This is a genomic window from Candidatus Phytoplasma sp. AldY-WA1 (assembly GCF_020312115.2).
GTDB lineage: Bacteria > Bacillota_I > Bacilli_A > Acholeplasmatales > Acholeplasmataceae > Phytoplasma > Phytoplasma vitis.
The window spans coordinates 1-6,796 of sequence record NZ_JAHRHX020000033.1; the positions used below are offsets into that span (position 1 = coordinate 1).

General features: G+C 21.8%; 5 protein-coding genes and 2 pseudogenes. 6 read left to right on the top strand and 1 reads right to left on the bottom strand.

Going from position 1 to position 6,796, the window contains the following annotated elements:
- The 6 genes and pseudogenes from KTO59_RS03080 to KTO59_RS03090 all read left to right on the top strand — a co-directional run.
- Positions 1-1,268: pseudogene (locus KTO59_RS03080) on the top strand (pentapeptide repeat-containing protein); the annotation flags it as partial.
- Positions 1,269-1,461: 193 nt separating this feature from the next.
- Positions 1,462-1,644 (top strand): annotated as a pseudogene (locus KTO59_RS04590) (hypothetical protein); the annotation flags it as partial.
- Positions 1,645-1,659: 15 nt separating this feature from the next.
- A complete protein-coding gene (locus KTO59_RS04595; RefSeq protein WP_445083520.1) occupies positions 1,660-2,223 on the top strand; it encodes a hypothetical protein in 564 nt (187 codons plus the stop codon).
- Positions 2,224-2,308: 85 nt separating this feature from the next.
- Positions 2,309-2,470 (top strand): hypothetical protein, encoded by a 162-nt coding sequence (locus KTO59_RS04600; RefSeq protein ID WP_445083521.1) that lies wholly within the window; start codon positions 2,309-2,311, stop codon positions 2,468-2,470.
- A gap of 838 nt (positions 2,471-3,308) precedes the next feature.
- Complete coding sequence (locus KTO59_RS03085; protein WP_284928578.1) at positions 3,309-3,686, top strand: hypothetical protein; 378 nt, start codon at positions 3,309-3,311, stop codon at positions 3,684-3,686.
- A gap of 444 nt (positions 3,687-4,130) precedes the next feature.
- Complete coding sequence (locus KTO59_RS03090) at positions 4,131-5,531, top strand: ATP-binding protein (protein WP_284928579.1); 1,401 nt, start codon at positions 4,131-4,133, stop codon at positions 5,529-5,531.
- A gap of 401 nt (positions 5,532-5,932) precedes the next feature.
- Here the strand turns inward: KTO59_RS03090 and KTO59_RS03095 are convergent, their stop codons facing one another.
- Positions 5,933-6,505: a DUF2963 domain-containing protein gene (locus KTO59_RS03095; RefSeq protein ID WP_284928580.1), complete on the bottom strand. Its 573-nt coding sequence runs from the start codon at positions 6,503-6,505 to the stop codon at positions 5,933-5,935.
- Between the last annotated feature and the right edge of the window lie 291 nt (positions 6,506-6,796).

A 6,796-nucleotide genomic window follows, 5' to 3' on the forward strand; every position in this document is an offset into this window, starting at 1 on the left:
CCGGATTTAATTTAGATCAATTAAAAGATATAGGATATACCGACAGTAAATTAGAAACTATTCAATATAGTACACAAGAATTAAAAAACAAAGGATATACTGCAAAACAATTAAAAGATGAAAAATTTACCGCAAAAGATTTAAAAGAAGCTGAATATACCGCAAAAGATTTAAAAGAAGCCGATTTCACTGCAAAACAATTAAAAGAAGTTAAATATACTGCAAAAGATTTAAAAGAAGCTGAATATACTACAAAACAATTAAAAGAAGCCGATTTCACTGCAAAACAATTAAAAGAAGCTGAATATACCGTAGAAGAATTAAAAAACGGTGGATATAAAGCAAAACAATTAAAAGAAGCTGAATATACTGCAAAAGATTTAAAAGAAGCCGATTTCACTGCAAAACAATTAAAAGATGAAAAATTTACCGCAAAAGATTTAAAAGAAGCTGAATATACCGCAAAAGATTTAAAAGAAGCTGAATATACTGCAAAACAATTAAAAGAAGTTAAATATACTGCAAAAGATTTAAAAGAAGCTGAATATACTGCAAAACAATTAAAAGAAGCCGATTTCACTGCAAAACAATTAAAAGAAGTTAAATATACCGTAGAAGAATTAAAAAAAGGTGGATATAAAGCAAAACAATTAAAAGAAGTTGAATATACTGCAAAACAATTAAAAGAAGCCGATTTCACTGCAAAACAATTAAAAGAAGCTGGATATACTGCAAAAGATTTAAAAGAAGCCGATTTCACTGCAAAACAATTAAAAGATGCCGGATTTAATTTAGATCAATTAAAAGATGTAGGATATACCGACAGTAAATTAGAAACTGTTAAATATAGTACACAAAAATTAAAAAATAAAGGATATACTGCAAAACAATTAAAAGATGAAGGATTTACTGCAAGAGAATTAAAAGATGCTGAATATACTACAAAACAATTAAAAGATGCTGAATATACTGCAAGAGAATTAATAGATGCCTATTTTACTTTAAAAGAATTAAAAGAATCCGGATTTAATTTAGATCAATTAAAAGATGCAGTATATACAGACAGAGAATTAGAAACTGTTAAATATAGTATACAAGAATTAAAAAACAGAGGATTTACTGCAAGAGAATTAAAAGATGCCGGATATAAAGCAATAGAATTAAAAGACGCTGGATATACTTTAAAAGAATTAAAAGATGCCGGATATACTAAAAAAAGGCATACAAAAGAATTAAAAGACGCTGGATATACAAAGAATTCTTTTTGAAAATTAAAGATGTTGTTTCCTAAAGAATTAAAGATGATTTACGCAAAAGAATTAAACGGATATACAAAATTAAAGTGGATATAAAGCAAGAGAATTAATAAAGGCCGAATATGTTGATAATCTTATTCTTTTCTAATTAAAGTAGCTTGATTACTATAAAAATACAAAAAAAGCTTTACCACAAGAATTAAAGAAAGCTAGATCTACTGCAACAGAATTAAAAAAAGACGGATATGATGCAAAACGATTAAAAGAAGCTGAATATACTGCAAAAGATTTAAAAGAAGCCGATTTCAGTGCAAAACAATTAAAAGAAGCTGAATATACTGCAAAACAATTAAAAGATGCCGGATTTAATTTAGATCAATTAAAAGATGTAGGATATACTGACATTAAATTAGAAACTGTTCAATATAGTACACAAGAATTAAAAAACAAAGGATATACTGCAAAACAATTAAAAGATGAAAAATTTACCGCAAGAGAATTAAAAGAAGTTAAATATACCGCAAAACAATTAAAAGAAGCCGATTTCACTGTAAAACAATTAAAAGATGCTGAATATACTGTAAAAGATTTAAAAGAAGCCGATTTCACTGTAAAACAATTAAAAGATGTTGAATATACTGCAAAAGATTTAAAAGAAGCCGATTTCACTGTAAAACAATTAAAAGATGCTGAATATACTGCAAAAGATTTAAAAGAAGCCGATTTCACTGTAAAACAATTAAAAGATGCTGAATATACTGCAAAAGATTTAAAAAACGGTGGATATACTGCAAGAGAATTAATAGATGCTGAATATTTTTCTAAATATTCTTCTGATAAATTAAAAAATGTTGGATTTACCTTACAAGAATTAAAAGATGAAAAATTTACCCTAAAAGAATTAAAAGATTTCAGCGGATATACCGCAAAAGAATGTTGGATTTACCTTACAAGAAATAAAAGATGAAAAATTTACCCTACAAGAATTAAAAAATTTCAGTGGATATACCACAAAAGATTTAAAAAACGGTGGATATACTGCAAGAGAATTAATAGATGCCGAATATGTTGATTCTTATTCTTATGATAAATTAAAAAATTTTGGATTTACCGCAAAAGAATTAAAAGATTTCAGCGGATATACCGCAAAACAATTAAAAGACGCTGGATATAATGCAGGAGAATTAAAAGACGCTGGATATTATTATTATTAACTTTAAAAAATGTTAGCTTTTAAAAAAATTTAAAAAATAATACAAAAAAGAAATATATATAATATTTATTTGTAAGTTAAAATAAATATTCCAAAGAATAAATAAAAATTAGATAAAATATCTATTTATCTTCTTTTTATCATTCAAAGGTTATTTAAAAAACTCAAATATATTTTTTGAGATCTTTGCCTACTTGCGATTCGTACTGTTTCAAAAAAGTGTAAATAAATTCATTTTTAATATCGAAAAGACTAATTAAAATAAACTAGTCTTTTTTTGTTTTTAGTAAAACGAGGTTTTAAAAATAAGTAATTTTAGACAGCGTGTATCCAAAATTGAATCATGTTATTTTGAATTATTTTTTTATTATTAATATATCTTTTTACTATAAAGCGAAAATATAAAAGTATAATACAAGGGTATAAAAAATAAAAAAAAGATAAATAATAAAAAAATTCTTTTAAAAAAATTTTATAAAGTTATCTTTTATATTAAAATAAAACTGAGTTTTAAGGGTAAACCGTAATTTTTTGTTGAAGATGATTTGAAATTTCATTATTTGAAATAAAGAAGGTTATAATATATGAAAAATGATATTCCAAGATCTAGACTTAGATCATTTGTTTATTTCATTATCAGTGTAATTATATTCTTATTGATTGTATGTATTGGAATAAAAATGGAAATAGATTTTAATAAGATTTGTAAAAAACATAAAAAAAGATTGAATTTAAAAGAATTTATTTTTTATTTTTTTAGCTTCATGTCTTTTGTGTTGTGGTTTTATTATTTGTTTGAAATTATTGTTAGCGCTCGAACAGTTAAGAACAATAATAAAATGATTAAAGTTTTTTTGGATATCCCAACTAACAAAGAAGAACAAAAAATTAGTGAAAATAAAGAATTATCTAAAGTACAAACTAAATTTAATAAATTAGAAAATATTTATTGGAATAAATTATTTAAATATCAATTGTTTTGCTTATTATTAATAGTTATAACATTTATATTACAAGTTTATTTGAAACATTTATTTGAAAAGAACCTTATTTTGTCGAAAATCAATATTTTTATTTTAATGATTAGTTTATTGTTTTTGTTTTTATCTAGTTTTTATGATAAATATAATCACATTCGTCGTTTTATTTTAATTTGTAAAGAAAAAAAATTAGAAAAAAAGAAAAATAAATTTTTGTTATATTTCGAGAACTATTAAATTGGTTCTTTTTTTATTAATAATTTTTTTTCAAAAATCATAATCTAAAAAATTTAATTTATTTTTTTATTAAAATATAGATCGAAGTTTAATTTAGTTTTCGTAAAGAATTAGAAAATCTTTTAGACTGGTTAAAAAACTTTTTCTTTATTAAAAAAGTTAATATTTTCTATTAAGTAATGATTTTTATTGTGTTTTACTTTTTTTTAAAAATGATTTTTTCTAATAATAACTATTATAGAAAATACTATTTTCTATAATAGTTATTTTAATAATTTTTTGTTCTAAAATATGTTTAATTATTCTATTTTATCAAAAAATATATTAAAAATATATTAAAAATATATTAAAAATATATTAAAAATATATTAAAAATATATTAAAAATATATTAAAAATGTTATAATAAAATTGAAAATAGTTTTGAAAGGCGAAAGCGAAAAAAATGTTTTTCGGAAGAAAAAAAGAATTAAAAGAATTGCAAGCAAAAATTGATTCTCAATCTTGTGAATTAGGAATTGTTTATGGGATTAGGCAAGTTGGCAAAACAACTTTATTAAAACAAATAATTAAAAAAAACAAAGGAATTTATTTTTTGGCTGATAAAACAGGAATTGAAAAAAATTTAGAAAAATTATCAGAACAAATAGTCGCTTATTTTAAAGAGAGTTTTATTTCACCTTTTAGAGATTATTATTCATTATTCTCTTTTATCTTAAAAAAACAAAATAAAAAAAAGAAAACATTTTTGTTAGTCATTGATGAATTTTCTTATTTAATCAAATCTGATAATGCGATTTTATCAATTTTTCAAAAAATTAAAGATGAATATTTGAATGGAACAAACATTAAAATTATTTTATCAGGAAGCCATTTAGGTTTAATGAGAGATATAGATACTTTTAAAGAACCTCTTTATTCGAGAACTACTTTTAAATTAAAAATTATGCCTTTTGATTATGTAGAATCTGCTTTGTTTTATCCTAATCTAAGACCAGTAGATAAAATTCTTTTTTATAGTATTTTTGGTGGAATGCCTTTATTTTTATCTCAAATCAAAAAAAATCAAAGTTTATTATACAATCTTAAAAATATTTTTTTAACTGATCCTACTAAAATTGAAAGAGATTTTTCTTTTTTTCTTGGCGAAGAAAATAGAAAAAGTCAAAATTATGAACCTCTTTTGAAACTTTTATCTTCTAAAAAAAACTTTCAATTAAAAGATTTATCTTCTTCTTTAAAAATACCCAGTTCTAATCTAGTTTTTTTATTACAAAATTTAGAAGAAATGGAGATTGTTGAAAAAGAAATGAATTATAATGAAAAAAATAAAAATTCAAAAAAAACTAATTATTCTTTAAAAGAAAATTATTTAAAATTTTATTATCATTTTATCAAACCTAATCTTAATCATCTTGTTTTAATGAATCATAAAAAATTTTATGAAATTTTTATCGAACCCCAATTAGAACAATTTATTTCTTTCGGATTTGAAAAAATATGCCGTTTGTTTCTAATTAAGAAATACCAAAAAAAAGGAACTATTATAAACATCGGACGTTTTTGGGAAAATAATGCTTCTCGAGGAGTTAACTTAGAAATTGATATTATATTATCAGAAATTAAACAAAATTTAACCCTTTTTGAATGCAAATGGACTAAACAAAGAGTCGATTTTGAAGTAATAAAACAATTACAAAATAAACTTCGACAAATCGAAAATTATGATTTTGTTCAGAATCAAAAAATTAATTTAGGTTTTTTTTCTAAAAATGGTTTTGACCAAAATATTAGTAAAAATAAAAAATATTTATTATTTACTCCGCAAGATTTATATAAAATTTAAAAAATAATAAAATAACTTTTATACAAAATAAATTTAATTCTAAAAATAGAATAATCGCTGCTAAAATAAAAACATATCAAAATTGTCTAATTTATTTTTATTTTTTAACAATAATATATTTATTTTTGGGATTTTTTTATAGATACAAAAAAAGACATATTTTTATAATTTTTAATCGAATTTTTTTATTTTTAGATAAAAAAATATTGTTTTGATTGCGAACGATTTTAAAATAATGGTAGCAATTTGATAATTTAATAATTTGGAATAAGTTCTAAATTATTAAAGTGCTACCTTTTCTTTTCTTTTGTTTAATATTCCTACTATAAAAGAAAAAAACCAAACTATTTATTTTTTAATAAATAATTTGGTTTTCCAAATTTAATCATTTTAAAAAAGTTTTATTTTACTATTGAGCCGTCAGGATTATAATTAGTTTTCTTTCCAGTAGATGGATCATATTTAGTGATAAATTCTATTGTTTTGTCGGATCGGAAAAAAGTTTGTTTAATTTCTTTTTCAGTAGATGGATCATATTCAGCGATACATTCTATTGTTTCGTCGGATCGGAAACAAGTGTCTTTAATTTTTTTTTCAGTAGATAGATCATATTCAGTGATACATTCTATTGTTTTTCCGTCGGATCGGAAACAAGTGTCTTTAATTTTTTTTCCAGTAGATGGATCATATTCATAGATATAGATAGAACTTATTTTTTCGTTAGAATTAAAATGAGTCGATTTAATTATTTTTTCAGTAGATGGTTCATATTCAATGATACAAATTTTTTTTCCGCCTGTTCCAAATCCAGTTGATTTGATTTTTTTTTCAGTATATTTATCAAATTCATTCATACATTTTATGTTTTTAGGCGATTGTTGGTAGGAATTATAAATAGTTTCTTTAATTTTTTTTCCAGTAGATGGATCATATTCAATGTAATAGTTAGTAAAGCGATAGTCATTTAAGTACAACAAATATCCTATTATAAAAATTGAAATTATAACTGTAGGGATTGTCCAAAGACATATTTTTTTTGTTTGAGGTTTCATATTTTAAGCTTAATTCCTTTCTAATTTCATTTAAGTTAAATTTAAAAAAAATTTTTTATTTTTAAAATTAATAATATCCTATATTATAAATTATTTTTTTTAATTTGTCAACATAAAAAGCATAAAAAATTATTTTTTTGAATTATATTAGAAAAAAACCTTAAAATATGTTATTTATTTAAAAAAAATATTTAAAAATATTTTAAATAAAAT

Bases quoted from the DNA above. Each gene is read 5' to 3' on its own strand.
- KTO59_RS03090 (WP_284928579.1), top strand. From the start codon at position 4,131: ATGTTTTTCGGAAGAAAAAAAGAATTAAAAGAATTGCAAGCAAAAATT.
- KTO59_RS03085 (WP_284928578.1), top strand. From the start codon at position 3,309: ATGATTAAAGTTTTTTTGGATATCCCAACTAACAAAGAAGAACAAAAA.